Source organism: Agaribacter flavus (assembly GCF_042646125.1).
In the GTDB taxonomy this organism is placed as follows: Bacteria; Pseudomonadota; Gammaproteobacteria; order Enterobacterales; family Alteromonadaceae; genus Glaciecola; species Glaciecola flavus.
On the sequence record NZ_JBHRSW010000017.1, the window covers coordinates 70,114 to 95,879 of the forward strand.

The following is a 25,766-nucleotide window of genomic DNA, read 5'->3' on the forward strand; positions in this document are numbered from 1 at the left end:
TTGTCTGACTCTTCCCCGAGAAATGCCGAATATTACAGCTTTACCACCAAAAATGCGACTAAAGTTATTCATTAAGAAAACGGCTGGGTTATTACAGGAATTTATTCTATGGTCTTACTAGGAATTTCAGAGCTAGGCAAGACCGCAATAGTATCGCTAAGTCCCAAAATGACAGGAGAAAAATTTGACTCCTTTGTTATCAACTTGAGTTTTTTAGAAATGTAAATGTACGATAAGCTTGCACTGAAAATGCTGAATATAATGACAAAAAGTTCTTGTATATCAGGTAGTGCAAACTGTAAACATACTGCAGAAAAAATCAGTGCCAAAATTGGATACAAATACAGATACAAAGAGGCGCGCAATATGCTTTCTTCAGGGACGCCTATTTTTACATATTGCCCAATAACGAAGTGTTCGTCTGTTTCAATACATAGTTCATGGGTTTTATTAGCGAAAGCTTTAGCAATAGTACTGGTACCACAGTTTTTGTTAGCTTGACAACTCCCGCAAGCAGTCTTCAGTTGTGTTTCAACCACAACCATACCGTTTTGAACTCGAATGATTTTCGCCACTTCTTCAATCATTTAATTTGCGCCAACTAACACAATAGAGTTTGCTATACGTTCGGCAGTAGCAAGGGGGATTTTACCAAGCACTGTGACCTGTACTCTGCCATCAGACTTTACAACCACTGCATTCGAACCTGAAATACCGGAAACATCATTTTCAAGGTGACTGTTTGTGTTCAGTAAATACACAGACACGTCAACCACGCCATCAGAAAGTAACATGTATTCGGTTAACTGACCAGTTCCACCTATTCTGTGCAGTGTTTTTTTAACGATCTCCATACCCACCGGCACGAAACTAATATCCCACGCTAGTTTTCGTTGCGAATGAGATAGTACTGGATTGATATCTGGCATGTGGCTTTCTTGGAAATTCTCAAAAACTTGACCAATCTCGTCAGATATATTCAGCTGAGTGACTTGCATCTGTTCGATAAGTCTACCCGACAGGTTGTAAGTATTGAGTTTTAATAGCACCCCTGAGGTTTCATCCAGCCATAAGTGATAGCCAAATCTAGTTTGATCTTTACTAACGACGCGTATTTGTTTTGCCATACGTCCCGATATGCGGTTTCTACCCATCGGAATAATGTCATAGCCTTTTTCCAATAAGTCCGGCGTGCGAATGAATGCGTTTGGAATAGGCCCCCTAATGGCCGCCCCTTGAATGCTATAAGGCGGGTGCCCTGGCTCAAATATGCTCAACTTATTATTGTAAGCAATTTGCTCAAAACCAGGCCCGTTCAACACGCGAAGTTGTTCAATAAATCTTCCTTCTGGTGTTCTTGCTCGGCGCCAAACATAGGGCATCACATCGTTACCCTGTGAAGTAACAACAAAGACTAATTCAAAAGAGGTGTTGTTAATTTTTTGCGCCATCAGACGCATCCAGTCTATACCGGTGTATGCGTTTGTTGAGTCAACAGCATCAGTACCCTTAGAAGAAAACTCTACTTGCGAAGTACTAGGTAGCTTATCGCCTTCTGAAGAAGGAGGTGTTTTCGAACGCTCAATAGGCGGTGCATCATCGCCAAAATCATTGATCGGGTTTGCAAGTGAAAAACCGCTAATACCCAGCATCATTGTAGTAGCAACACAATACAATATTGCTACTGCCATCCTAGAGTTTTTCAATTGTCACCCAATAAAATCTAGTAATACTGCTGTGTATTATTCAGGAGAAGAGGCTTCTTCTGTATTTTGCTGTACTTCTGTCTGTACTGGTGGTGCCAACTGCGCTGCTAGCGAAGCCTGATAAAGCTGACTTTGCCTGTTATGATCTTCAATAAGCGCATTAATCAGTCTACGTTGCTCATTTAACCTCACAGCGGTGCTTTGATTTACCCCACTAGTTTGTTCCAAACTTACCGGTGACAAACCACCAATGGGACCTAAAGCAGAGGGCGCGGCTGTAAATGGCTGTACTTCCTCTGGCTGGTTGTAAGACTGATAGCTGAAAATGACTAAGGCCGTCACACATGCCGCCATTGCTACTTGACTACTTTGCTTGAAAATTGGGATTACAGATGAAACAAGTGGAAGCTCTTTCCATGAAGGCTTGGGAGCGACAATGGGTAACTCTTGCTCCAAAGCCTCAGAAACCCGAGCACTGATGTCAAACGATAAATCAGAAGACATATCATTCCGCATCAAATCTCTGCTAAGATGATAACTCTTCCACTTACGTTGCATCTCTGGATCTTTTAATACGTCTTTGGCTGTCGAAATATCGTCTGCCTGACCATCAACCAAAGCTGACAACTGTTCTAAATCTTGTGACATACACTCTTTTCCTACCGCTCTTCGTACGAGAAACACTCACCGACGAGCGTTTATTTTGTCAGGTGTTTACGAAGTATACAACACCTGAAAACCAATCAATTCTGTGTTAAAGGCTCTATAACCTTATCGAGCGCCTCTCGCGCCCTAAATATACGTGACCTTACGGTGCCAACGGGACATTCCATCACACCTGCAATTTCTTCATAACTCAAACCTTCAATCTCGCGCAGTGTAATCGCTACGCGTAAATCTTCTGGCAACTTGTCGATCGTTGCAAAGAGCTTTTCCTGCAACTCTGCGGTCAACAAACTGTGCTCTGGAGAAGCATTCTCTTTTAATGCATCACTGCCTTCGTAATAATCAGCTTCTTGCGCATCTACATCACTCGCTGGTGGTTTTCGACTTTGCGAAGTTAAATAGTTTTTAGCACTATTAATCGCAATGCGATACAACCAAGTGTAAAACGCGCTATCCCCTCTAAAATTCGGCAATGCGCGATACGCTTTGATAAATGCTTCTTGCGTAACGTCTGCAACATCCCCAGTATTCTTTACATAGCGAGACACAATGTTCATCACTTTGTTTTGGTGTCTAACCACTAATAAATTAAACGCGTTCTTATTTCCCTGTTGAACTAGTCTAACTAAGTCTTGATCTGTTTTTTGCTCGCTCATTAAAGCCATAACTCCTTATACAAACCAACATGGCTTTGGCAAGTTACATTAATAGACTGTAGTTCATGCACAAAGTTCGAATTAAATTGCTTTTTATACATTAAAAAAGCCTCTTGTTGGTATTTCTGACACAAATGATTAAAATTAGCCACATTAAATACAACCAGATTTTCCACTAAAAAGTTTCAAATATGCAAAACACTGTAGAACACCGTTGCGATTTGCTCGTAATAGGAAGCGGTGCAGCAGGGCTGAGCCTTGCTCTCAAAATGGCTGATCACTGTAATGTCATTGTGCTTAGTAAAAGTGATTTAAATGAGGGCAGTACCCGCTATGCACAAGGGGGGATTGCTGCGGTTTTTGATGATGATGACTCCATCCAAAGCCATGTGGAAGATACTTTAGCTGCGGGAGCGGGAATCTGTGACGAAAATGTCGTGCGATTTGCCGCCGAAAATGCCAAAGCAAGTATGCAGTGGTTAATTAGTCGAGGGGTACCCTTTGATCAGGAAAAAGATCAAGACGGTAACCTCCGTTTTCATCTGACCCGAGAAGGTGGACATAGCCACCGGCGAATATTACACGCAGCCGATGCGACAGGCGAAGCAGTGCAAAGTACTTTAGCTGAAAACGTTGCGCAACACCCCAGTATCCACTTATTCGAAAGATACAATGCAATAGACCTAATCAAGCAGAACAAAACAGACAAAAAATGTATTGGCGCTTACGTGTGGAACCGAAAAAAAGAACAAGTTGAAATCATCCGAAGTCGATTTATCACCTTGGCTACAGGTGGCGCGAGTAAAGTCTATCAGTATACTTCAAACCCCGACGTTTCTTCGGGCGATGGTATCGCAATGGCTTGGCGGGCAGGCTGTGACATCGCGAACATGGAATTTAATCAATTTCATCCCACTTGTTTATTTCATCCTGACGCAGGTAATTTTCTTATTACCGAGGCTTTGAGGGGGGAAGGCGCGTTTTTATGCCACCCTGATGGCACACCGTTTATGCACAAATTTGATGAACGCGGTGATCTAGCGCCTCGAGATGTCGTCGCGAGAGCCATCGACTTTGAGATGAAGAGGCTAGGCGAAGACTGTATGTATCTGGATATCAGTCACAAACCGAGTGATTTTATCGTTAAGCACTTTCCCAATATTTACCGTAAATGCCGTTCCCTTGGTATCGATATAACCCGACAACCTATCCCAGTTGTTCCCGCCGCTCACTATTCTTGCGGCGGTGTGGTAACAGATTTAGATGCTCGTACTACATTGGACAATGTATATGCGATTGGAGAAGTCGCATATACCGGCCTTCACGGAGCAAACAGAATGGCGAGCAATAGTCTGCTGGAATGCGTTGTGTTTGCACACGCGTGCGCCAAACACATTTTGGCTAACTTTGACCAAGATCACAGTCGATGCGACATACGCCCATGGGACGAGAGTCGCGTGATTGACTCTGATGAAGCAGTCATCATTCAGCACAACTGGCACGAACTGCGACTGTTTATGTGGGACTTTGTTGGTATCGTGCGAACTAACAAACGCCTTGAACGAGCGATGCGGCGAATAAATTTACTTAAACAAGAAATCGACGAATACTATTCCAATTTTAAGGTGAGTAACAACATGCTAGAGCTGCGTAATTTGTTATGCATTGCTCAGCTCATTGTTGCTTGCGCAATGGAGCGCAAAGAAAGTAGAGGGCTACACTACAATTTGGACTACCCTGATTTACTTGAAAAATCAGGTCCGACAATCATTCGTAAATCGACATTCAAAAAGAGCGCCGAATTATAAGCAAAATTTTTTATGCCAAGTGCTGTTGCTCTTGGCATAAAAAACTGTCTGCTATGACTCCGTGTTTAATTCGCCCAGCACGTGCTGGCGAAGTTTTTGTGGTCCATCAGACACCAAGCGAAATGCTGTACTGCCATCCCACTCTAATTTCGTAGTATTGGGCAAACTAATGGGCGATTTAAATACGGTATTAAAGGTAAATTGTCCCCGCGAAAAACGTGTTCTGTCCAATTTATGCAACGACGAAAAAATCAAAGCTTTGGAGTACATTCCATGTACGATTGCACGTTTGAAGCCAAAAATATTCGCAGTAATTGGCCAAAGATGAATAGGGTTGTAATCGCCCGACACTTTGGCGTACGCTCTGCCAGCATCCACAGAAAACGCCAACTCTGCTATTCGTTGGTAAGCCTCATCAGCACTACCAGCAAGTATGCTTGTTTCTGAAAACAAAGGCATATCCGGTGCTTTTTGGTTTAATGTTTGTTCATTAATACGCGCGAGATAATAACTTGTTGCACTAAGGCATTTTTGTTCGTTTTGAAAAGCGTCGGTAACAACCTCAAAAACGACGCCTCTTCGATGGCGAAACAACTCACCGAACTGCGTATTTATGGTTAAATTACCTGTCGCTTGGGGTAAATGCTTAACGCGAATAGTGTTTGCAATATGCACCAAGCCCCAAACCTTAAAGGGAAAAGGTTGACGAATCATCATTTCCATTTGCATGGGTAAAGATAGCACTTGGATATAGTTTGGATGCAATGAAGCCCCGACAAGTTGATGCCAATTGACAATCTTATTAAATTGATTGATATGGCCTATATCCAACTCAATGCTTTGCGACAATTGTGAGCTGGGTAAACAAAAGTGTGTCGTTGTCACTTTAGGTGAATATAGCGCAGCCTTTGCATATAGGTTCAACATATACTATCACTTCCAATGATGCCATTTGTTGAAGCGAGTAAACGATCGGTAAGCTCGCTCACTAAAATTACTTCGGCGTATGAACACAGTGCCTGATTGTGTGAAAAGAAAACTTCCCCACGGGCACACAATTGACGGTTTAACTAATTCAAGTGTATGTTTTTGACCGTCGTCGATGACAAAAACTTGACCCGTTTCATCAATGTGGATCTTTTTAGTTCTTATACCCATGGTATTCTATTTGGGTGAGCAAGAAAACAGATTAGATAGTTAAATTGCTTACCTAATCTTAATCGTGTTTAAAACTTTATCTACCATTGCTGCGAGTACCGCATCTTCACATTTTTGATGCCCCATAAACCACGCAAATAAGTCGGGATCGTCAGAAGTGAGTAAACGCTCAAATGTTACTTGCTCTTCGTAACTCAATTGTTCAAAGGCTTGCTCCACAAAAGGAAGAAGCAAAACATCCAATTCGAGCATCCCTCTTCTACACGCCCATTTTAAGCGAGCTAATCGCTTAGCCTCAAAACTTTCTGACACGAACCCTACTCTCCTCTAACTAACACTGTGGCAATTGTAGCACACTTAGCTAAATATCTTACACTGAACAAGGGACCGTTTGAGCTTGTAACTCAGTGCTTTGCCCCTATATTGGTAATTAGTTCAAATTTAGCGTCAGGCTCAGCAGTGGAAGACTTTTTAACAAAACTATCCAAACAAACGGTGTTACAGATCAGTGGTGTCGATACACGGAAGTACTTACATGGCCAAGTAAGTGTTGAACTTGAAAATTGGCAATCCAATACCGCAAGATTCGCGGCACATTGTGACTTTAAAGGGAAAATGTGGAATAGCTTTTTGATCTGTGACCAAGGCGAAAACATGCTTATTTCTGGACATCATGAAGCCAATACGGTGTCGTTAGAACAGTTGAAAAAATACGGTGTTTTTTCCAAAGTTGAAATACGCGAAGCGGAGGAATATTCAATTTTTGTCGGCGCGGGTAAGGACGTCGAAAAATTAGTAGAGGACATGTTCGCCTCTGCGCCCCAATCATACATGAGCACTGTCCAAAATGATTTTGGCGTGGCAATACGGATGGATTTTGAATATACAACGTATAAACTCATTTTAAATGCCGACGGTGTAAAATATGTTGAACAAAATGCGGCGACACTCATCGACGAACAACTCGGCGAGCAATACGTCGAATATTTAGAAATAGGGGCTGGAATAGGTAATATTCAAGCAAAAACGGTCGGTGAATTTGTCCCTCAAATGCTAAATTTACAGTATTTAAATGCCATCGATTTTGACAAAGGCTGCTATATGGGACAAGAAGTAGTAGCTCGCACCAAGTTCTTGGGAAAAAACAAGCGCGCGACTTATATACTGAACGCAAATGAAGCGGTTTCTAAGCTTAATATTGGAGACCCAGTTGAGATACAGGTGGGTGAAAATTGGCGCAGAGCCGGAAAAATCATAAGATTCGCAAACGTTAATGGAAAAACCAGAGCCTTAGCCGTTTTGCCAAATGACACGGAATATGGCACCGTGCTAAAATTGAAAGACTCAACGGAAAGATTCACAGTAAGTGAACATCCCTACCCATTCGAAATAGTTAAACAATAGGCTTACAATTTTATGCGCATTGCAGACAACCATGTCGTTACCATTCATTACACAGTAAAAACGAATGATGGAGAAGAAATAGATTCTTCTGTAGGGCAAGCGCCACTTAGCTTTATCCAAGGCAGCCATTATATGATTGCAGGGCTTGAGGAAGCCATTTACGACAAACAAGCAGGTGATAAATTTACGGTGAATGTTCCTGCAGAAAAAGCCTATGGTGAACGCCTAGAAAATCTTGTTCAAGATGTTCCGTCAAGTATGTTTGAAGGAATGGACGTCGAAGTCGGGATGAGCTTTAGAGCGACCACTGATGATGGTGAGCAATCTGTTATTATTATCGACAAAACAGACGATGCTGTCACCGTTGATGGAAACCATCCCTTAGCTGGTCTCAGTTTAATCTTCGATGTGTCTATAGAGGATGTAAGAACTGCAACGGAAGAAGAATTAGCCCATGGTCATGTGCATGGCCCAGAAGGTTGCACACACTAGCTGATTGGTCACGCATGTGATGCGTTGATGGGCGGACTCGACATACCGCCCTTGCTATAAATACCTAATACATGTCAAACCATGTTCGACATTACATTAAGGCATCATCAGACTCTTCGCCCGTTCTAATTCGGATGGCTCGCTCAACATTGTATACAAATACCTTACCGTCGCCAATTTTACCGGTTTTAGCCTGCTCAACAATAGTTTCGATCACGCGTTCAACCAAATCATCTTGAACTACGACTTCTAGCTTGGTTTTAGGCAAAAAATCTACCGTATATTCAGCACCGCGATAAAGCTCGGTATGCCCTTTTTGTCTGCCAAAACCTTTTACTTCTGTAATAGTCAGCCCCGATACTCCAATTGCAGAAAGGCCTTCCCTTACATCTTCAATTTTAAATGGTTTTATTATTGCTTCTACTTTTTTCACGCTTTACTCGCTGTCGTAAATAGTTGGAATAGGTACGCGTTTGTGTTGAGTACGCATGTATATTTGGATAAGTTTTTCGTCTGCAATCTCGTCAGTACTTTTGCCTTCAAGAAAATCGTCAATTTGGTCATACGACAGCCCAAGCGAGTCTTCATCAGCTAGCTGGGGATTTAAACTTTCGAGATCAGCCGTTGGCGCCTTAGTGATGACCTTTTCTGGTGCTCCCAAATAACTCGCGACTTGCCGGACTTGTCGTTTACTAAGCCCAAAAAGCGGCGCTAAGTCACAGGCACCATCGCCAAATTTGGTGTAAAACCCTGTGATATTTTCGGCAGAGTGATCGGTTCCTAGCACCAAGCCTTTTGTTAAGCCAGCGATATCATATTGAATAGCCATACGCGTGCGCGCTTTTGCGTTACCTTTTACAAAGTCGTCTAAACTGTCGTCAGCATCATATGCACTAGCTACTTTTAAAGCATTTACCGCTTCGGCATGAATAGCATCAGCACCGGCTTTAACATTTGCCGTGACGGCCAAAGAAGGCTGAATAAAGTCGATACTGGCTTGTGCATCTTCTTCGTCCGCCTGCGTATCATAAGGTAGTCGAACAGCAATAAAACGATAACCAGCACTATTTTTATTGAGTTCATCGACAGCAAGCTGAGCCAACTTCCCGAGTGTACAAGAGTCAATCCCACCGCTAATACCCAACACAAGGGTCTTGAGTTTTGAAGCAATTAATTGTTGTTTAATAAAACTGACTCTGCGCGTAACTTCAAACTCCACAGAAATATCTGGAAGCACCTTCATTTCGTCAATAATTGCTTGTTTCAAGCTATTTCTCCGTAAACACAAAAACTGTAGGTATGTAAAAGGCTAATCATAAGTTCAAGGCGATACCCAAAATGTTTAGGCTAGCGCTATAGTTTACAACCTACTATAAGGGGTTTGAAGTGATATATCATTATCCACACAAAAGAGCTAAACAACAAGCCTGTCAACTCGGCGTGACATTGTTGGAGCTAATGATCACCTTGGCTATTGCGGCAATACTAGTTACACTTGTTGCTCCCAGCGTACAAACCATTGTGGCTAGCAATCGAATTGCCGCGCAAATAAATGATACAAGCGCAGCCATTCAATTTGCTCGATATCAAGCCATAGATAAACAGACAACGGCGATAATTTGCCCATCCTCAGATTTTTCAAGCTGTAATAACGCCAATTGGAATCTGGCCAAAATAGTATTCATTGATGCGAACTTAAACAATCAACGAGACGCAAATGAAGACTTATTATATTCAACCCAAGAAGTTGTGGGTGACTTAGTGTTTACTGGTCCAGCAAATACAGTAGGCTTTGTTGAGTCGGGCGCTAGCCTAAATGCTAACGCTTCATTTATTAAACTGTGCCCAAGCGATAGAAACGTTAAATTTGCGCGCGCCCTTAACATCAATCAACAAGGACGAGTAAGATTAAGTAGAGACAGCGATAACGATGATATTCACGAAGATATCAGCGGCACGGCTCTAAGCTGCACTTAACCGTTACATCAGGTTAATTAACCTGAACTCGGGATAAGACCGTCCTATTAGTCTTTGTTTTACTGGCACTGAGGCCAGTTGTTTGTTTGAAACTTTAGCTCTAGAGTTTACACACTCAATATTACTAAAGGCTGTAAACACGTCGTGCGCAAAAGGCATTCTCTCAGGCACGTTAAGGGACTAAGTATTCTAGAATTGCTGATCACTTTAACTATCGCCAGTATCATTTTTTCGTTTGTGGTACCGACTAGCAAGCACATATTGACTTACAGTAGGGTAAGCTCAGAAATCAATCAAGCCAGTTCAATTGTTCAGTTTGCTCGCTACACAGCCATCAATTCACATCAAAAAATTAGTGTTTGCCCAACACAAAACACAAGACAATGTGATATACAAAACTGGCAATTGCCCTTACTAGTATTTTATGACAAGAATAGAAACCAACAACGCGATCCCGACGAAGCTATTTTGCGACTAGGCACGCGCGGAAATAAATTTTTGACGCTCAAGGGACCAAGAAAACTGATTTCCTTTTCTGCTGGTGGTTCATTGAGCAGCACAGCCACACTAAAAGTATGCCCAACAGCACCACTACCAGAATTTAACCGAGCACTTTACGTAAGTTTGAATGGAAGAGTGCGCTTGAGTAAAGATACCAATAACGATGGCATTCATGACAATGGACGTGGTCAACAAGTCAGCTGCTCATAGCAACTGAGCTAGCAATTCCAACAGTATTCATCGCTATCAATTGCACCATTGTCATTTTTATCCCAAGCTTTGCGACCATCACTGAACAAGTACATATCGCCATTTCCTTCAACAATCGAAGCTGACACTGGACTCGCTTTTAATATGAATGTTTGGCCATTTGTGGAAACATCCGAGATAGTAAGAATATACTTTTTGTTGGCTACAGGCTCAGAAGCAGGTGAATGCCCAGAAAACACTAAAGGTGTACCTGTATCAGCACCGCCAACACCTGCACCCTTATACGTATACCTTGAGGCATTATGTCGTTCCATTGCCCCCGCAAACGCCATTAAATCTGCTTGTACAGCACTTCTTGCACTTCCTGCCATTGTGCTTTTATAGCTGGGATAGGCCACGGCTGTAATAATACCCACAATGGCAATCACCACCAGTAGTTCAATTAATGTAAAACCAAACTGAGTATTTTTCATACTTCTACCTTTCTCATAATGATGTAAATTATTGATTTTCAACTTCTGTCTTCCACGTATCTTTTTGCACACGCTCAAAACGGCCATAAATGTTTTGCGCAAGACATTCAAAGTCACTGCCACATTGAACTGCATTGCCATTGGCATCCAATTCCACCACTGCACTAACACATTCTGCGCCTAAGCACACGACAGGTTTGACAATGTTTTCAATCAAGATTTTAGTATCTGGCGCAATGCCTGTTTGTGCTAATTGAGCAAAACGATCCGAGTGCTCATCGACGTTATTCTGGTTCAAGTCAGTAACCGCATTACCATTTATGAGATTAACTAAATACGCTCGGCTATTCCCTGTCGGAGGCGCGCACAAGCTGCTATTTGCCGAAGCTGGTAAGTATGTCGTAAAAAACACCTTGTAATCTAAGATTAGGGGTGACGCCAATACTTTTTCTCCACCTGTTGCCAGCCTGATCATCCACCCTTGCTTGTTTGCAAACTCAGTATTGGCAATGTCTCTTGTCGTATTGTCGTTAGAACTTAGCAGATGATCGGTCGCATCATATAAGTCAGAAGCCACGAATGCAGTAGAGGGTAAAGTAAACTGATTGTTAGCGTCCCTGTAAAAAACACCCTTATCTTTGATCATGTAGAAGTTATCTTGAATATTTGGATTTAGAGGACCCGCTCTAAAACCAGATCCAATAGCGACAGCATAGTAGCGTTCCTCACCGATTACGATTTCAGAGACATCAGGCGCATAATAAAAACGACGATTTTCAAACTCTGTATCGCCCCCCAGTTTGGCTAATAGTCCGCCCTTCACTAAGTTGGAAGGTGAACTCCCTTGGTAAATGTCTAGACGAAAAATTTGCCCGCCCATATCAGCCGCATACAAGTGATCCGCCAAGCCGTCGTTGTCACGGTCTATAACGGCGATTCGAGCAGGAATACTATATTTCATATCAGGCAAAACCAAATCTGCATTTTGATTGCTTGCTGACCACAACAAATTCCCATTGTTGGCATCTAGTATGAATACGCTGTTCCCAACAGTGTCATCTGATCGCGCTGTTTTATTGTCCTGATCAGCATCGTACCCACCACCAATTACCAAGACGTCTTTCACGGTACCGCTAATATTCATTTTGGTAATAATGGGACGAGACCAAGTTTGTCCCAGATTAGCCAAGCTCCCCTGACCACCATCAATCTTAAATACCAATTTGGGATCAAGCTTTGCTGTGACATCAAATACATAGTAATTGTTGCCCCCTCTTCTCATTCCGACATACAACCACGTTTTACCACTGAATCGTCTGATAACGATATCACCATCGAGGCCATAAACATGGTTGAAGGTCGACCCGTTTCGATAAAAATCGTTGAGATTTGACAGTAATTCTCGCGGCATAACAGCAAAGTTTTCATCACCTGTTTCTGCGTCAAAGGAGTGCAAAAAACCGTGATTTGTAGCGACAAATATTGCACTATCAGTAGCTGAGTAATTGACGATTACGGGTTGAGAGTGGATCGGATCGCCCATCATCATGTTGATGTCAGTAGTCGAGCCATCTCCATCATTGTCCAATACATCTACCCCCCTTGCCCATTTCAAAAGCTCTGTTCGGAGTATGGCTGGGCTGGGTTCTGTAGTTATACCCAAATCTGCTTCGGTTATACTGGTGTTGGCTTCCTCCAATTTGTTCGAAGCACTGAAAATACTGCCTGGCGTGTCCCCAAAGGTATACACATTGCGAACCAAATCTAATCGACTAGTGGCTCCACCTAGTCGCACGTCGTTGCCATCTGCAAGTGGTGACCAGAAACTATGTGCGTTCTCAGAGAAAAATCCCGTACCCGAATCAACCGCATTTAAGCCGTTTTGATCTTTAACAATATCACCGTCTATTTTGTATTTTTTTACGTTGCCTGGCCACAATGTCCCCTCCGCAGGTTTGAACAAAGCGAAGTACAACTCATCCCTATGCGTCAAACGATTCAGCTGGTTTACCGCCACACCCGGTGACACAAAAGTAGTATTCACATCTTTCACCTGCCTTAAAATAGTTTCAAAAGCGGTCAATAGTTGGGCACTATTGTCTGCCCTGTAAAATCCCCCTCCACTCTGTAAGGCTAATTGATTCAAAAAGTTATTTGCTTGATTGTTTGCCGCAAAACCAATGGTATGAGTGATAACACGGGCATCAATCACTGAATCTCCGGCGTCACTGATGTTTTTAACTAGGTCTAAACCACAAGTCTCACCACCCGAGACACCCGTCGCACAGGATTTTCCTAGCAGAGATTGAATCTTTGATACACTGTGATTGTTGTTCGCAATACCATCAGACAATAGCACGATATGGTTGTTAGTTTGACACTGCAAATCTTGTACGGGAGAAATGTACCTAGCGCCTGAAGGAATATATTCATCAACGCAATTACTGCTGCTCAGATTGTCATCGGTGCATCCGCTAGGTTTAACTGCATCTTGGCCAATATAAGAAGAACGGTGGCTCACACGAGTTGATCGCCGTACTGAATTATTCACACTCGACTCGCCCCTTTTTCTGCCATAATCGACATTTAGGCCGCCGTAATATAGCGAGGCCTCATAAAGCGTATCGACAATCGGCGTATAGCCATTCGCCGTCAATTCATCGACTTTACCAATCAAGTGTTGACGCACTGTCGATGTTGTTCCGGGTGTCGCGTTCCCCTGATATTCGATGATTAAGCGCAAGGCACCCGATGGTTTACCATTGAAGGTGTAGGCACCGCGTTTTGCATACGTGAAATCCGAGAATACAAACATCATCTCATTATTGGGTTGCCACCCAGGGCGATCGACAATTTCTTGCACTATAGTGGTGACAGACGGAGACCGGTATACGGCATTCCTTGTCCACGGAGGAATGTTACTCCATGTTACACTCGCGGAGGTCTTTGGTTTGTCTCGGAGCATATATCGTGTATACGGTGAAAAATCATTGGGATCGTCTTGTGCCACCCCTCGAATACGAATTTGTGCGCCATTGTTCGTGCCATTTTGGTAAGCAGTAAATTCAAGCTGAGCATTTAATACCGTCGCACCCTGTGGCAATGCAATATTTTTAAATCGCGCGCCAATAAATTTATTTGACCCCGCATAAAAAGTCAGCTCACTACCTGTAGACTGATAACCATCGGAGCGTTCTTCTGCATTTTCATCTTGCTGATCGACTTGATAAGTTAAGGTATCTTTTACACAGCCAGTCGCAGTGGATTCATCATACGTAATAACTAATTGAGGCGCTCGACTGTTTCCATCATCGTTAGAATATGCGGCGCGGTTGCTCGAGGTATCGGTACTGGTACCTTCAATTAATAGAGATAAATCATTGTTACCGCACCAATCGCCTCTATTTACGATTTCTTGAACGACTGAGGAGATGTCTGGAGACAAAATAGTTTCACCGTACAATGGCCAAGCATTGTTGGTGTCCCAGTTTACTTGAGCACCTGTTTTTGCTTTTGTGCTTATCTCATTATTGATGCCCTGAAAACTTAGTGAGTTACCTACTGATTCACCATAAATAGTGAGTTCACTGGGCGTTGTATCGATATTAACACTTGTAAATCGTAAAAAAGCGCCAGTAATGACCGCACCTCTAGGTATGTTTACATCATTAAATCGTAAGCCCGTCCAAACAGTGTCAGTGCCACTCGTCAATTTTAGTTGAGAACTATTCAGGTTTACGTTGCCATTTAGCTCATAACCGTCATCAATGCCACTCGTTACTGGAATAATCAATTCTGGCGATACTGGTGAATCGATGGGTTTGACAGGAAACAATACAGGCCCACCAAAATCAGAAAAGCGCATCAAACCCGCATTGATGTTCGTTGCATTGCCCAACGCATTTCTAAGTGCATCCTGTACTCGTTGCATTCTTGAGCGAGTCGTACCGTCTTTACCTGCCATAGAGCCAGATGTATCCATAATGAACAATACATTGGGGTTGTATGTCAGCGAGTTATTTCCGGTGCCTAAATATATTTCCAAATCATCAGCAAGTGCTGTAAAACTGATTAGTACCGTTAAGATCAATGAGGTCAGGAAAGTAAGTAACTTCTTAAAATTCATAATTACCTCCAACTAGTTTGAGGCCGGTGCAAACACGGCTGCGGAAAGGGTATTTGCAACTGCATAGCCACTTCCTTCTGCTTGACCGCAGCCTCTAACTAAAAACAAGTGACAATTGATATTGCTACCGCCGATTACGTTGCTAGAGCCGCGACACGCTTGTTCTCTAACAAATACTGTGCGTGACCACGCATCAACAGGTGGATTTGTAGTAAATTTTTGAGCCGCTGTATGCCGCGTGCCGAATACCATGCCTGCCGATGTAGTTGCGCGTGTTGTTCGAGTGTTATCAAAGCAACTTAAACTCTCGTTGGCTAAGTCGATTGCGTTCATTTGTCTCGCTTCTGATAAAGGATCTAACATGGCAGGATCGCCCAATACAGATTCGTCTTCAGATTCAAACACAACGCCGGCGATTGCAGCTTCGGCTGCATCAAAAGCGACTGATTTCTTTTCCAAAGAAGCTGCCATTTTAGTTTGCAACAAACTACTCGATACTGAACTCACTCCCAGTATTGTAATAGATAGAAGAACAAGTAAGGCAAACACCATGACCAACCCGCTTTGCTCTCTCATGCTCAGCTTATTCATGCTTGCCCCCTTGCAAAATTCTTTGTGTTTCTTAAGGTTATTGTTGTTTCAAAAGCCTTATACAAACCGTTATCCGGTGCTGTAATACTGTTTTCATTGAGTAGTTTGAAAGTTGAAGGCTGTGTAACAAAGCCCTCACCTTCCCCCTTTACAACAAGCGCGATTCTTACAGCAACGACGTGTGCATTGTTGGCGAACAAATTGGGTAGTTCGTTTGCGCTAACATAGCGGATCGGGCGGGTGATCCCATTTGTTGAAGCAACTTGAGTAATCCCATAAACAACTTGGAAACTGAGTACGTCGTCCAATAAAGTAACGGCGGAGTGACTATTGTGCCCAACAGCCGGTTTTTGGCCTCGTAAATAACGACCATCAAAACCGCGGCATTTTAGCTTTCCCCCGTCGACGAAGTATTCGTTGACAACATAAAATTCTTCATCCGCTAGCGGTGCTGCTCTTCCATACCCAAGATCGTAAGCGCGACAATCTCTATCGGATTGCAACGAAACGACCAAAGTATCATTGTCTCCATTTGCGCCTTGCAATGCGCCCAAAGCAGGTCTAGACACAAAATCGCCCGGAAGAGGCACAGGGTGATTTCTGACAAAAGCACCTTCTTCTACTATATCCACTAGGCGGCTTAGGTTAGGGGATAAGGGGTCATAAAGACCTGTCATAAGCAAATCATCCCTAAAGCGCGACATAATGTAGCGTCCATTTTCTTGTGCGCTTGCAACGGCTTTATTAAATTTGTCTGTCACACTATTGCTGACCAAGATTTGTACCACTGCACCAGAGATAACCAAACCAAGCGCCAATGAAATCATCAATTCAACTAGTGTAACCCCTAGCTCTGTATTGTGCTTTTTGTATTTCATAAGGCCACCTCAATCACTACACAATCATAGTCATTTGCACCGGGGGCATTACAATTTTGATTGGCAACACGGTCTAAATTTTGCCAACTTGGCGCAGGCCATTTCACCATGATTTTGTGCAAAGAACCTGCCGTACAACTATCCGCATCAGCAGGGTTACTGTCGTTACAAGTTACGGCAAGTTCGGCAGCAGGGTTGGCGGCTTCTGTAGCGCAAGACATTTTGTAGGCGTCAAATACAGCAAATTCTTGCGCAGTACAATCGCCACTCAAGCAGTCTGGAATAGATGGCGGAATAACTTCACAGTAGCAGGCAAAATCGTCCAAATTGGCTGAACAAGATAGATTGTTAAAATTATAGTTGTTGGCGTCAAAGTACGCATTGTCTACTACAAAGCCGTCAGTAATCTGTGAGGGTTGGATACTCGCTCTCAATCTTTCCGTCATTTGTTGAGACACCATTACAGCCTGAGTTCGAGACATGGCCTCTTTGTTAGAAAATGCCCCTATAAACTGCATGGACGCCACACCCAACAATCCCACAGATAAAATGAACAGTGTAATCAATACTTCCAGCATACTAATGCCAGTTTGCTTACTGTTTATTTTGACGACGTAATTGTGTGATAAGGATCGCATACTTCAACCAAAAATAATTTCCATGACGTCACTTTAGTATTAAATCGGCAACTGATGGTTATTCAGGATGAGTCTAAGGTATTAAACTGAAAAAAATACTGAGCGTATGGACTGTTTTTTATGTGGGGCTTGTGAGGCTTGCAGAGTAGCGTTATCAGTATTGATTGTTAGTGCTTATTCGTGCTGTTCGTAAACATGCTAATGGAGTACTTACCAAAGCTATCTTGTACAGAAGACTTCCCTGTTGTTTGCTGCGTAAATCATATTTCGCCTATCTAGGGTCTGTTGCCCTTTGGTGTACAGACCCTAGTCAATTTGCATACATGCAGACTAAGTAACTTTAGCTAAACAAACAAGTAAACAAAGCGTAGATAGGCAACAATTTTTGCTACGAAACCTGTTTTACGCGTAGCTCTTTTGGTACCGCAAATTCGACGTTTTCCTCTCGTCCTTTGCGTTCGGTTGCCCGTTTGGCTCCCCATTCGATAAGTCTGTCAACAACTCCTTGCACAAGAACTTCTGGAGCGGAGGCACCGGCAGTGACACCAATATTCGTTGCGCCAGCTATCCATTCTTTTTGAATACAGTTTTTGTCTGCTATCAGATAAGCCCTAGCGCCTATTTTTTCAGCTAATTCCCTCAACCTATTCGAATTAGAGCTATTTTGTGCCCCCACTACTAGCAGCACATCGCAATCTTGCGCGAGTTCTCGAACTGCGTCTTGCCTGTTTTGTGTGGCATAACAGATATCGTCTTTTCTGGGGCCATCAATTTCAGGAAACTTTTCTCGTAAGGCATCAATCACATCAGCGGTGTCATCAACTGACAAGGTTGTTTGGCTGCAGTAATAAAGCTCATTCGGGTTATTGACTTGTAAAGCCGCAACATCAGACTCAGATTCCACCAGATAAATCCCACCTGAAGTATTGCTGTATTGCCCCATTGTTCCCTCTACTTCAGGATGGCCATGGTGCCCAATAAGAATGCACTCTGTGCCTTTTTTGCTGGCGCGCATCACTTCCATATGCACTTTGGTAACCAGAGGGCAAGTTGCATCAAAAACTTTTAAGCCTCTTGCATCTGCTTCTTTCCTAACGGCTTGTGACACGCCATGTGCGGAAAATATGACAATATTATCATCAGGTATTTCACTCAATTCATCCACGAATATCGCGCCGCGTGCTTTCAAACCATCAACAACAAATTTGTTGTGCACCACCTCGTGCCGAACATATATAGGCGGCTCAAAAATTTCTAATGCTCGCTCTACGATAGTAATGGCGCGATCCACTCCCGCACAAAACCCTCTCGGATTAGCCAAATGAATATTCATGGACTTTACCTCACATCAACGATTTCAACGTCAAAAATAACATCTTGACCGGCCAAAGGATGATTGAAATCAACCGTCACCGATTGTCCAGCAATCGCTCGAATAATGCCAGGAAGCTCACTGCCGTCAGGTTGTGAAAACCCCATTATCATCCCCTCTGATATCTCTTGCTCAGCAGAAAACTTACTGCGGTCAAGGTGATAAATGTTATCGGGATTAGGCATACCAAAGGCGTCGTTTGCGGCGATTTCGAAGCTTTTTCTGTCCCCTTTTGACAAACCCAATAAGCAGGCTTCAAAATTTTTGCTCAAACTCCCGTCCCCCATTACCAGTTTAGCGGGCTTTTTGTTTACACGTGTACTATCAACAGCAGAGCCATCTTTTAACTTCAGATCGAAGTGCAAAATGACTTCGCTAGAGCTAGAAATCATATTCGCGTTATCAGTCATTTTTTTCCTTGTTCGTAATCATGTCCCAAATAAGCAATGCCGCACCAATAAAAATAGCAGAGTCTGCAACATTAAATGCTGGCCAGTGATATGAACCATAGTAAAAATCGAGAAAATCAATCACATAACCATAGAGCAAGCGATCAAGCAGATTCCCTAGCGCACCACCTAAGATGAATGAAAAAGCAACGGGTAATAATGTTTGTTCTTTTGGTGTTTTACGCAACCACCAAATGATCAATACACTTACGCCAAACGCAATAGCACTCAAGAAGTAGCGCTGCCATCCCCCCGCGTCATATAAGAAGCTAAAAGCAGCGCCGTAATTGTGCACATAAGTTAAATTGAAAAATGGCAGTAATTGAATAGATTGATACAAATCCATGCTATTGACAATGGCCTGTTTAGTCCATTGGTCAAGTACAAGCGCCAAAATACTTATCCATGTAAAACGCAAGCCTGTTGTCTTAAAAAGATTAAGCATATTTCCTTACTTCTCCATCACCTTCGACGTTATCAATACATCTACTACAGAGTTCTGAGTGATTTGGATGACTACCCACATCTTTCTTGTAGTGCCAGCACCTAGAACACTTTGAGCCACTTGCCTTTAGCACTTCTATCGCTACGCCAGAATCTGAACTTACTTGGATAGTTTCCGGTTTGCTCGCGAAATCCAAGAGTTCGACATCAGAGGTGATAAGCACAAACCGCAACTCGTCACTTATAGGACTAAGCATGTTCTTGAGTTCTTCTGGCAAATACAATTTAACCTTAGCTTCAAGAGAACCACCGATTAGCTTCTGATTTCTAGCTTGTTCAAGTGCGCTATTTACCTCATTTTTGAGGGTTAACACCTGTTGCCAAAAAGCATTGTCAAACGATGAATTAGTCTCGGGGATATCGGTGTACCACTCATTTGTAAACACAAATTCATCTCGCTCCCCGGGCATTGCTTGCCATACTTCTTGAGCCGTAAAACTCATAATAGGCGCCATCCATCTTACCAAGGCTTCTGCTATATGGTACAAAGCAGTTTGACAGGAGCGCCTAGCATGTCCGTCTGATTTTGCTGTGTACTGACGATCTTTGATAACGTCCAAATAAAAGCTACCCAGCTCAATGGAACAAAATTGCATAAGCTTTTGACTCACAGCTAACATATCGTAGCTTTCATACGCCGCCAATATCTCATCTTGAACCTGCTGAGTGCGACGCACTACCCATGCATCTAACTCAACCAAGCTTTCACCCACAACCAAGTTTGATTTGGGATCAAAACCATTTAAGTTAGCCAGTAAAAATCGGCAGGTATTTCGAATTCTTCTATAGGCATCTGCAGCACGCTTCAAAATCTCGTCACTTACCGTCATCTCGCCACGGTAATCAGTCGACGCAGCCCATAACCTTAAAATATCAGCACCTAGTTTGTTAGTCACCTCTTGTGGTGCAACGACATTCCCCAAAGATTTTGACATTTTTCTACCGTCTGCATCGACTGTGAAACCATGTGTCAACACTTCTTTGTATGGCGCATGACCATGCATAGCCACTGATGACATCATCGAAGACATAAACCATCCTCTATGTTGATCAGAGCCTTCCAAGTACAAATCAGCGCTCTTTGGTATATCTGCTCGTTGATCGACAACGAAATAATGCGTGACGCCAGAATCAAACCAAACGTCTAGGGTATCCGTTACCTTTTCATAATGCGCTGCGTCTTCGCCAATCAAAGATTCGAGAGACATATCAAACCATGCTTGTATGCCCTCTGACTCAACAGCCTGTGCAACCTTCTCCATTAATGCTTGGGTATTGGGATGTAATTCGCCTGTCTGCTTGTTTATCAGCAAGGTAATGGGCACCCCCCAAGTCCGTTGTCTTGATATACACCAGTCGGGTCTGCCTTCTACCATGTTTGTTATACGGTTTTCACCCCATTCGGGTATCCACTGTGTTTTCTTAATTTCTTCTAGCGAAGCAGCGCGAAGCCCCTTTTTATCCATACTGACAAACCATTGAGGTGTTGCTCTGAATATGATCGGGGTTTTATGACGCCAACAATGAGGGTAGCTATGCTCATACTTTTCATTGAGGATTAATGCGCCACTGTCAGACAGTGCTTTAATAACATTATCGTTTGCTTTGAATACGTGTTGCCCAGCGAACATAGGCGTATTCTCCAAATACACACCATTGCCGCCAACCGGATTGTATACTTCGATGCCGTATTTTTTACCGACATTGAAATCATCTACACCGTGTGCAGGTGCAGTATGAACACACCCTGTACCTGACTCAGTTGTAACGTGTTCACCTAAGATAACGGGGACAGACTGCCCAAATAGTGGATGTGTTAACTGGATTTTTTCTAGCGCTTGACCATTAACAGAAGCAACTACCTCGTATTTTTCCACCGAATAGCGTTTTGCACATGCCGCAACGAGCTCATCAGCTAAGACTAAGTATTCTTGTCTATCATTGATTTCCATTTTTACCAATGAGTACAACAACTCAGGATGGATGCTTACCGCCCTGTTGGCAGGAATGGTCCAAGGTGTAGTTGTCCAAATGACAAATTTCGCATTTTCGGCTAGCTCACCATTTATAGCAAACGCACTGGCCAACTTATTAACTTCTTCAACAGGAAACGCCACATCAATCGCAGGCGATACTTTGTCTTGATATTCCACTTCGGCTTCTGCCAGCGCTGAACCACAGTCTGTGCACCAATGTACAGGCTTAAATCCTTTTTCTAGATGGCCAGAATTAACAATCATCGCCAGCGCACGAATAATGTCTGCCTCAGATTTAAAATCCATTGTGCGATAAGGCTGTTGCCAATTTCCTAAGACACCTAAGCGGATAAAATCTTTCCGTTGCCCATCGATTTGACGCTGTGCGTACTCTCTGCACTTTTGTCTGAATTCAGCAGCACTGACTTTTACACCGGGTTTTCCTACTTTTTTTTCTACCATGAGTTCAATAGGTAAACCGTGGCAATCCCAGCCCGGCACATAAGGAGCATCAAACCCAGAAAGCGTTTTCGACTTTACAATAATATCTTTGAGAATTTTGTTTACCGCATGACCTATGTGAATATTGCCATTCGCGTAAGGGGGGCCATCGTGCAAAATAAATGGTGTTTTTCCTTGGCGCGACTCACGAATTTTTCCATACAAGTCTTTTTCTGCCCATGACTTAAGCATTTGTGGCTCTCGTTGAGCCAAATTTCCACGCATTGGAAACGTTGTTTCAGGCAGATTCAACGTGTGTTTGTAATCACTCATTTGGGTTTCCATGTTCTCTACTATTTAACAAGTCTTTAGCTTGCAATACATCTATTTTTATCTGATTTTTAAGTGCATCAATGTTTGCAAATTTTTTCTCGTCGCGAATTTTAGCGACTAGTTCAACTTCTATTCGTTGGCCATATAAATCACCGCAGAAATCGAAAATATTGACTTCTAACTGCAAACGCCTGCCGTTAAGAGTGGGCTTGTTACCAAGGTTAGCAACGCCTAAATACATGTGCTTCTGCCATCGAATAATCACGGCAAAAACACCATGTGCCATAGATTTACGATGATGTAGACGCACATTAGCGGTAGGAAAGCCCAGTTGCCTTCCAAGCTTATCACCGTGAACGACACGCCCCGCAATGGTATATGGTCTGCCCAACATTTGCTTTACTTTTTCAAACTCAGAGAGCGCAAGTAACTTGCGTATTTCCGTTGAGCTTATCCTACAGTTTTCTAGGCGGTAGCTTTGCGTATTAACCACTTCAAAATCGAATTTTTCGGCAGAGGCTTTAAGAAACTTGAAATCTCCACTGCGCTGGTAGCCAAAACGAAAATCATCACCCACAACTAAGAACTTTGTTCCTAGGCGCTGCACCAATAAATCGGTTATGAAGGCTTCGGCGGTCATAGCGGCAAAACTCTTCACAAACTTTATGCAAACTAATCGGTCTATTCCGATGTCACGCAACTGTTCGTATTTTTCTCTCAACGACGAAAGGCGTGCAGGCGCTTGTTCAGGGAAAAATACTTCTTCAGGTTGCGGTTCAAATACCATCACTACAGCGGGTAAGTTTAATACTTTGGCTTGTTCAATCAGGTTTCGCAGCACAGCCCTATGACCTTCATGTACCCCATCAAATTTGCCAATGGTCAATACACAGCCATGATGCCGTGGCAAAATATTATGAATGCCTCTGACTAATTCCAACGAACTTAACCTAAATCTATAAAAACCGCTGAAACGTAGGCGGCGCAAAGCCGAGGATTATATACGCAAACGCCCCCATTAACCAAGCACGTGAACGCTATATTGAATATTTTTTGATAATTGTAGCAACTCACTATAAGCAAAGACTTTACTTTTCTCCGGTGCTTATTTGGTTTATTTGGCGTTAACCTGATTCTCTGGTGTCACTACGGACAAAATGCCCCAATCTCACACCTGTCGATAAAAGGCAAAATATATACACTAGGCCTCCCACGGCTATCAATGTAAATAGCTCTACGACACGGCGTGAAAAACCGATATTGGCCCAAGATACCCGCTCATTCATCCACCATAATACCAAAGCCATGATCAATGCACTGAATATCACTTTAGCTAAGAACAGCAAAGTGCTCCTGCTCAATCTATATACCCCTTGGATGCGCAATCTGTTATACAGTAGAAGCGCATTGAGTGTGCCAGAAATAGATGTAGCCATCGCCAAGCCCACATAACCGAAGGGGAAAGCAAACATTAGGTTAAAGCCCATGTTAACAACCATCGTAATAATGCCGTACTTCACCGGTGTCTTTGTATCCTGTCGGCTGTAAAATGCTGGCGCAAAAATTTTGACTAACATAAAACTAAATAAGCCGAATGAATAAGCCATCAAGGCATACGAAGCCATTTGCGCGGTATCTACAGTAAAAGCCCCTCGTTGAAAAATAACCATCATAAGAGGAAATGCGAGAACAAAAAGCGCGGCACCAGCGGGTATACCGAGCGCGCTTACGATTCTCAGAGCCCAATCAAGCGTCGAAGAAAATGTTTTACTGTCTTTTGACACATGATTTTTTGACAAAGAAGGTAAAATGACGGTAGCAATCGCGATACCGAACAGGCCTAGGGGAAATTCAAGTAATCGATCCGAATAATACAACCAGCTAATCGAACCTGTCACTAGAAAGCTAGCTATGAAAACATCAAGTAGGAGGTTAATCTGGCTCACCGATACACCAAAAAGCGCCGGTATCATTAAATTTCGGACTTTAACTACATACTTATCACGCCATCCCCAAGTGGGTTTAACCAAAACACCGGCTTTTGCTAAAAACGGGATTTGAAACCCCAGTTGCACAGCCCCTCCTATAAAAACGCCCCATGCCAATGCAAAGGCCGGCTGACTAACGTGAGGCATCATGAAAACAGCACAGGCAATAATGCTTACATTGAGCAACACAGGCGTAAAGGAAGATACCGCGAACTTGTTCATGGTATTTAAAATCGCGCCGGCAAAACCGGTAAGAGATATAAAAAAGATGTAGGGAAAGGTTATTTTTAAAAGTGTAGAAGCCAATACAAATTTATCGCCTTCAGGCAGCCCCTGACGATAATCCAAATACCAGCCAAAACCAAATAACGCGGTCAATATTGGTGATGCTAGCACGCCCAAGATTGCCGTTACAAAAACAATGAGACCAAGTGTACCCGAGACCTTTGCAATAAACTCTTTTTGTCGTTTTTCGTTCTCGTTTTCTAGGACTTCTGTTAACACGGGGATGAATGCCTGTGCAAAGGCGCCTTCAGCAAACAGACGGCGGAGAAAATTGGGAATCTTGTTTGCAAACAGAAAAACATCTGCCGCAGCCTCTGCACCCACGACTTTTGCCACCACTACGTCACGCACCAAACCAAGAACTCTCGATATTAGCGTCATAATGCTAACGACAATTCCTGCTTTCAACAGCTTTTTAGGCACTTACATTCCCTATTTTTTTATTGCAGATACTACAGGCATTATATGATTTAGACATATGAAGTAAATGCAGAAAATACTTTAATGGTGCTGCATACTCATTATTAGAACTCAGAGCAAAAAATTACCCTCCACTAGTTTGTGTATTTTTTAACTATTTCTACTTAATTTGGATTGACAAAATGCATAATAACTTAGATAATCCGCACCCTTAATTTTTGACACGAATATTTTTAGGAGTACAACTTGGCTAACATTAAGTCTGCTAAGAAACGTGCAATTCAAGCTGAAAAGCGTCGCCAGCATAATGCAAGCCGTCGCTCCATGACGCGTACTTGCATCAAAAAAGTTATTGCCGCTATCGAAGCAGGCGACAAAGACGCTGCGCAATCTGCATTAACTGCTGCTGTCCCAGTATTAGATAGAATGGCAACTAAAGGCCTTATTCACAAAAATAAAGCTGCGCGTCATAAGTCACGTTTGTCTGCACAAATAAAAGACTTAGCATAAATTCAACGCTAACTTTTATTAAATAATTGAGAAGCCGGTATTACTTAAGTAATACCGGCTTTTTTATGTTTATCTGTGAACTTATGTATGAACCGTGAAGTAAGTAACAAGGTTTGTATAGCGAAATTCGACATACACTAGAATAACGAGTGGAAGGTAAATAATGATAAAATTTTTATTTTTGGTACCCGTCTGTTTATGCCT

At 42.8% G+C, this 25,766-nt stretch carries 26 protein-coding genes; 6 read left to right on the forward strand and 20 right to left on the reverse strand.

Features of this window, described 5'->3' with window-relative positions; all coding sequences use genetic code 11:
• Positions 1-101 precede the first annotated feature (101 nt).
• From ACFOHL_RS10830 to rpoE, 4 genes are all read right to left on the reverse strand, one after another.
• Positions 102-587 carry a SoxR reducing system RseC family protein gene (locus ACFOHL_RS10830; RefSeq protein ID WP_376920252.1) on the reverse strand — a complete coding sequence of 162 codons (486 nt, stop codon included), beginning with the start codon at positions 585-587 and terminating at the stop codon, positions 102-104.
• Positions 588-1,706 (reverse strand): MucB/RseB C-terminal domain-containing protein, encoded by a 1,119-nt coding sequence (locus tag ACFOHL_RS10835; protein WP_376920253.1) that lies wholly within the window; start codon positions 1,704-1,706, stop codon positions 588-590.
• A gap of 36 nt (positions 1,707-1,742) precedes the next feature.
• Positions 1,743-2,354 carry an RseA family anti-sigma factor gene (locus ACFOHL_RS10840; protein ID WP_376920254.1) on the reverse strand — a complete coding sequence of 204 codons (612 nt, stop codon included), beginning with the start codon at positions 2,352-2,354 and terminating at the stop codon, positions 1,743-1,745.
• A gap of 95 nt (positions 2,355-2,449) precedes the next feature.
• Positions 2,450-3,028, reverse strand: coding sequence for an RNA polymerase sigma factor RpoE (gene rpoE / locus ACFOHL_RS10845; protein ID WP_376920255.1), 579 nt, complete (start codon positions 3,026-3,028; stop codon positions 2,450-2,452).
• A 191-nt stretch (positions 3,029-3,219) separates the two neighbouring features.
• Between rpoE and nadB the strand changes: the two genes are divergently transcribed.
• Positions 3,220-4,836: an L-aspartate oxidase gene (nadB, locus tag ACFOHL_RS10850; protein ID WP_376920256.1), complete on the forward strand. Its 1,617-nt coding sequence runs from the start codon at positions 3,220-3,222 to the stop codon at positions 4,834-4,836.
• 51 nt (positions 4,837-4,887) lie between these two features.
• On the opposite strand, the gene ACFOHL_RS10855 is transcribed toward nadB, so the two are convergent.
• The 3 genes from ACFOHL_RS10855 to ACFOHL_RS10865 are packed head-to-tail and all read right to left on the reverse strand — an operon-like array spanning position 4,888 to position 6,306.
• Positions 4,888-5,763 (reverse strand): MaoC/PaaZ C-terminal domain-containing protein, encoded by an 876-nt coding sequence (locus ACFOHL_RS10855; RefSeq protein ID WP_376920257.1) that lies wholly within the window; start codon positions 5,761-5,763, stop codon positions 4,888-4,890.
• A 6-nt stretch (positions 5,764-5,769) separates the two neighbouring features.
• The gene (locus tag ACFOHL_RS10860) at positions 5,770-5,994 is read right to left on the reverse strand and encodes a hypothetical protein (RefSeq protein WP_376920258.1); all 225 of its coding nucleotides are present in this window, start codon (positions 5,992-5,994) and stop codon (positions 5,770-5,772) included.
• Positions 5,995-6,042: 48 nt separating this feature from the next.
• The gene (locus tag ACFOHL_RS10865; RefSeq protein WP_376920259.1) at positions 6,043-6,306 is read right to left on the reverse strand and encodes an FAD assembly factor SdhE; all 264 of its coding nucleotides are present in this window, start codon (positions 6,304-6,306) and stop codon (positions 6,043-6,045) included.
• 147 nt (positions 6,307-6,453) lie between these two features.
• Here ACFOHL_RS10865 and ygfZ point away from each other — a divergent pair, with 147 nt between their 5' ends.
• Complete coding sequence (ygfZ, locus tag ACFOHL_RS10870) at positions 6,454-7,398, forward strand: CAF17-like 4Fe-4S cluster assembly/insertion protein YgfZ (protein ID WP_376920260.1); 945 nt, start codon at positions 6,454-6,456, stop codon at positions 7,396-7,398.
• Between the two features lie 12 nt (positions 7,399-7,410).
• Positions 7,411-7,890, forward strand: a complete 480-nt coding sequence (locus ACFOHL_RS10875) for an FKBP-type peptidyl-prolyl cis-trans isomerase (RefSeq protein ID WP_376920261.1) — start codon at positions 7,411-7,413, stop codon at positions 7,888-7,890.
• A 91-nt stretch (positions 7,891-7,981) separates the two neighbouring features.
• Here the strand turns inward: ACFOHL_RS10875 and ACFOHL_RS10880 are convergent, their stop codons facing one another.
• Together ACFOHL_RS10880 and nadE are read right to left on the reverse strand one after the other, a co-directional pair.
• On the reverse strand, positions 7,982-8,323 hold the full coding sequence (locus tag ACFOHL_RS10880) for a P-II family nitrogen regulator (protein ID WP_376920262.1): 342 nt from the start codon (positions 8,321-8,323) through the stop codon (positions 7,982-7,984).
• A 3-nt stretch (positions 8,324-8,326) separates the two neighbouring features.
• Positions 8,327-9,157: an ammonia-dependent NAD(+) synthetase gene (gene nadE, locus ACFOHL_RS10885; RefSeq protein ID WP_376920263.1), complete on the reverse strand. Its 831-nt coding sequence runs from the start codon at positions 9,155-9,157 to the stop codon at positions 8,327-8,329.
• A gap of 119 nt (positions 9,158-9,276) precedes the next feature.
• Here nadE and ACFOHL_RS10890 point away from each other — a divergent pair, with 119 nt between their 5' ends.
• Both ACFOHL_RS10890 and ACFOHL_RS10895 read left to right on the forward strand, forming a co-directional pair.
• Positions 9,277-9,867 (forward strand): GspH/FimT family pseudopilin, encoded by a 591-nt coding sequence (locus ACFOHL_RS10890; protein WP_376920264.1) that lies wholly within the window; start codon positions 9,277-9,279, stop codon positions 9,865-9,867.
• A 144-nt stretch (positions 9,868-10,011) separates the two neighbouring features.
• The gene (locus ACFOHL_RS10895) at positions 10,012-10,578 is read left to right on the forward strand and encodes a GspH/FimT family pseudopilin (protein WP_376920265.1); all 567 of its coding nucleotides are present in this window, start codon (positions 10,012-10,014) and stop codon (positions 10,576-10,578) included.
• Between the two features lie 8 nt (positions 10,579-10,586).
• Here ACFOHL_RS10895 and ACFOHL_RS10900 read toward each other — a convergent pair whose 3' ends face one another.
• The 11 genes from ACFOHL_RS10900 to murJ all read right to left on the reverse strand — a co-directional run bounded on the left by ACFOHL_RS10900 (position 10,587) and on the right by murJ (position 25,055).
• A complete protein-coding gene (locus tag ACFOHL_RS10900) occupies positions 10,587-11,051 on the reverse strand; it encodes a type IV pilin protein (protein ID WP_376920266.1) in 465 nt (154 codons plus the stop codon).
• A 28-nt stretch (positions 11,052-11,079) separates the two neighbouring features.
• Positions 11,080-15,177 (reverse strand): PilC/PilY family type IV pilus protein, encoded by a 4,098-nt coding sequence (locus tag ACFOHL_RS10905; protein WP_376920267.1) that lies wholly within the window; start codon positions 15,175-15,177, stop codon positions 11,080-11,082.
• Between the two features lie 12 nt (positions 15,178-15,189).
• Positions 15,190-15,768: a PilX N-terminal domain-containing pilus assembly protein gene (locus ACFOHL_RS10910; RefSeq protein ID WP_376920268.1), complete on the reverse strand. Its 579-nt coding sequence runs from the start codon at positions 15,766-15,768 to the stop codon at positions 15,190-15,192.
• Entirely contained in the window at positions 15,765-16,646 is an 882-nt protein-coding gene (locus ACFOHL_RS10915) for a PilW family protein (protein ID WP_376920269.1), read from the reverse strand. The genes ACFOHL_RS10910 and ACFOHL_RS10915 overlap by 4 nt, the downstream gene beginning before the upstream one ends.
• Positions 16,643-17,284, reverse strand: a complete 642-nt coding sequence (gene pilV, locus ACFOHL_RS10920; RefSeq protein WP_376920270.1) for a type IV pilus modification protein PilV — start codon at positions 17,282-17,284, stop codon at positions 16,643-16,645. The genes ACFOHL_RS10915 and pilV overlap by 4 nt, the downstream gene beginning before the upstream one ends.
• A gap of 388 nt (positions 17,285-17,672) precedes the next feature.
• Positions 17,673-18,617 carry a 4-hydroxy-3-methylbut-2-enyl diphosphate reductase gene (ispH, locus tag ACFOHL_RS10925; protein ID WP_376920271.1) on the reverse strand — a complete coding sequence of 315 codons (945 nt, stop codon included), beginning with the start codon at positions 18,615-18,617 and terminating at the stop codon, positions 17,673-17,675.
• Positions 18,618-18,622: 5 nt separating this feature from the next.
• The gene (gene fkpB / locus ACFOHL_RS10930; RefSeq protein WP_376920272.1) at positions 18,623-19,066 is read right to left on the reverse strand and encodes an FKBP-type peptidyl-prolyl cis-trans isomerase; all 444 of its coding nucleotides are present in this window, start codon (positions 19,064-19,066) and stop codon (positions 18,623-18,625) included.
• On the reverse strand, positions 19,059-19,550 hold the full coding sequence (gene lspA, locus ACFOHL_RS10935) for a signal peptidase II (RefSeq protein WP_376920273.1): 492 nt from the start codon (positions 19,548-19,550) through the stop codon (positions 19,059-19,061). The genes fkpB and lspA overlap by 8 nt, the downstream gene beginning before the upstream one ends.
• Positions 19,543-22,359 (reverse strand): isoleucine--tRNA ligase, encoded by a 2,817-nt coding sequence (gene ileS / locus ACFOHL_RS10940; RefSeq protein WP_376920274.1) that lies wholly within the window; start codon positions 22,357-22,359, stop codon positions 19,543-19,545. Before ileS ends, lspA begins: the two co-directional genes overlap by 8 nt.
• On the reverse strand, positions 22,352-23,299 hold the full coding sequence (gene ribF, locus ACFOHL_RS10945) for a bifunctional riboflavin kinase/FAD synthetase (protein WP_376920275.1): 948 nt from the start codon (positions 23,297-23,299) through the stop codon (positions 22,352-22,354). The genes ileS and ribF overlap by 8 nt, the downstream gene beginning before the upstream one ends.
• A 184-nt stretch (positions 23,300-23,483) precedes the next feature.
• A complete protein-coding gene (gene murJ / locus ACFOHL_RS10950; protein WP_376920276.1) occupies positions 23,484-25,055 on the reverse strand; it encodes a murein biosynthesis integral membrane protein MurJ in 1,572 nt (523 codons plus the stop codon).
• Between the two features lie 243 nt (positions 25,056-25,298).
• Here murJ and rpsT point away from each other — a divergent pair, with 243 nt between their 5' ends.
• Positions 25,299-25,562 (forward strand): 30S ribosomal protein S20, encoded by a 264-nt coding sequence (gene rpsT / locus ACFOHL_RS10955; protein WP_376920277.1) that lies wholly within the window; start codon positions 25,299-25,301, stop codon positions 25,560-25,562.
• The last annotated feature ends 204 nt before the right edge of the window (positions 25,563-25,766 follow it).

Bases quoted from the DNA above. Each gene is read 5' to 3' on its own strand.
- rpoE (WP_376920255.1), bottom strand. From the start codon at position 3,028: ATGAGCGAGCAAAAAACAGATCAAGACTTAGTTAGACTAGTTCAACAG.
- nadB (WP_376920256.1), top strand. From the start codon at position 3,220: ATGCAAAACACTGTAGAACACCGTTGCGATTTGCTCGTAATAGGAAGC.
- ACFOHL_RS10905 (WP_376920267.1), bottom strand. From the start codon at position 15,177: ATGAATTTTAAGAAGTTACTTACTTTCCTGACCTCATTGATCTTAACG.
- fkpB (WP_376920272.1), bottom strand. From the start codon at position 19,066: ATGACTGATAACGCGAATATGATTTCTAGCTCTAGCGAAGTCATTTTG.
- ACFOHL_RS10830 (WP_376920252.1), bottom strand. From the start codon at position 587: ATGATTGAAGAAGTGGCGAAAATCATTCGAGTTCAAAACGGTATGGTT.
- ACFOHL_RS10900 (WP_376920266.1), bottom strand. From the start codon at position 11,051: ATGAAAAATACTCAGTTTGGTTTTACATTAATTGAACTACTGGTGGTG.
- ispH (WP_376920271.1), bottom strand. From the start codon at position 18,617: ATGAATATTCATTTGGCTAATCCGAGAGGGTTTTGTGCGGGAGTGGAT.
- ileS (WP_376920274.1), bottom strand. From the start codon at position 22,359: ATGAGTGATTACAAACACACGTTGAATCTGCCTGAAACAACGTTTCCA.
- ACFOHL_RS10915 (WP_376920269.1), bottom strand. From the start codon at position 16,646: ATGAAATACAAAAAGCACAATACAGAGCTAGGGGTTACACTAGTTGAA.
- lspA (WP_376920273.1), bottom strand. From the start codon at position 19,550: ATGCTTAATCTTTTTAAGACAACAGGCTTGCGTTTTACATGGATAAGT.
- ACFOHL_RS10875 (WP_376920261.1), top strand. From the start codon at position 7,411: ATGCGCATTGCAGACAACCATGTCGTTACCATTCATTACACAGTAAAA.
- ACFOHL_RS10860 (WP_376920258.1), bottom strand. From the start codon at position 5,994: ATGGGTATAAGAACTAAAAAGATCCACATTGATGAAACGGGTCAAGTT.
- ACFOHL_RS10910 (WP_376920268.1), bottom strand. From the start codon at position 15,768: ATGAATAAGCTGAGCATGAGAGAGCAAAGCGGGTTGGTCATGGTGTTT.
- ACFOHL_RS10855 (WP_376920257.1), bottom strand. From the start codon at position 5,763: ATGTTGAACCTATATGCAAAGGCTGCGCTATATTCACCTAAAGTGACA.
- ACFOHL_RS10840 (WP_376920254.1), bottom strand. From the start codon at position 2,354: ATGTCACAAGATTTAGAACAGTTGTCAGCTTTGGTTGATGGTCAGGCA.
- pilV (WP_376920270.1), bottom strand. From the start codon at position 17,284: ATGCGATCCTTATCACACAATTACGTCGTCAAAATAAACAGTAAGCAA.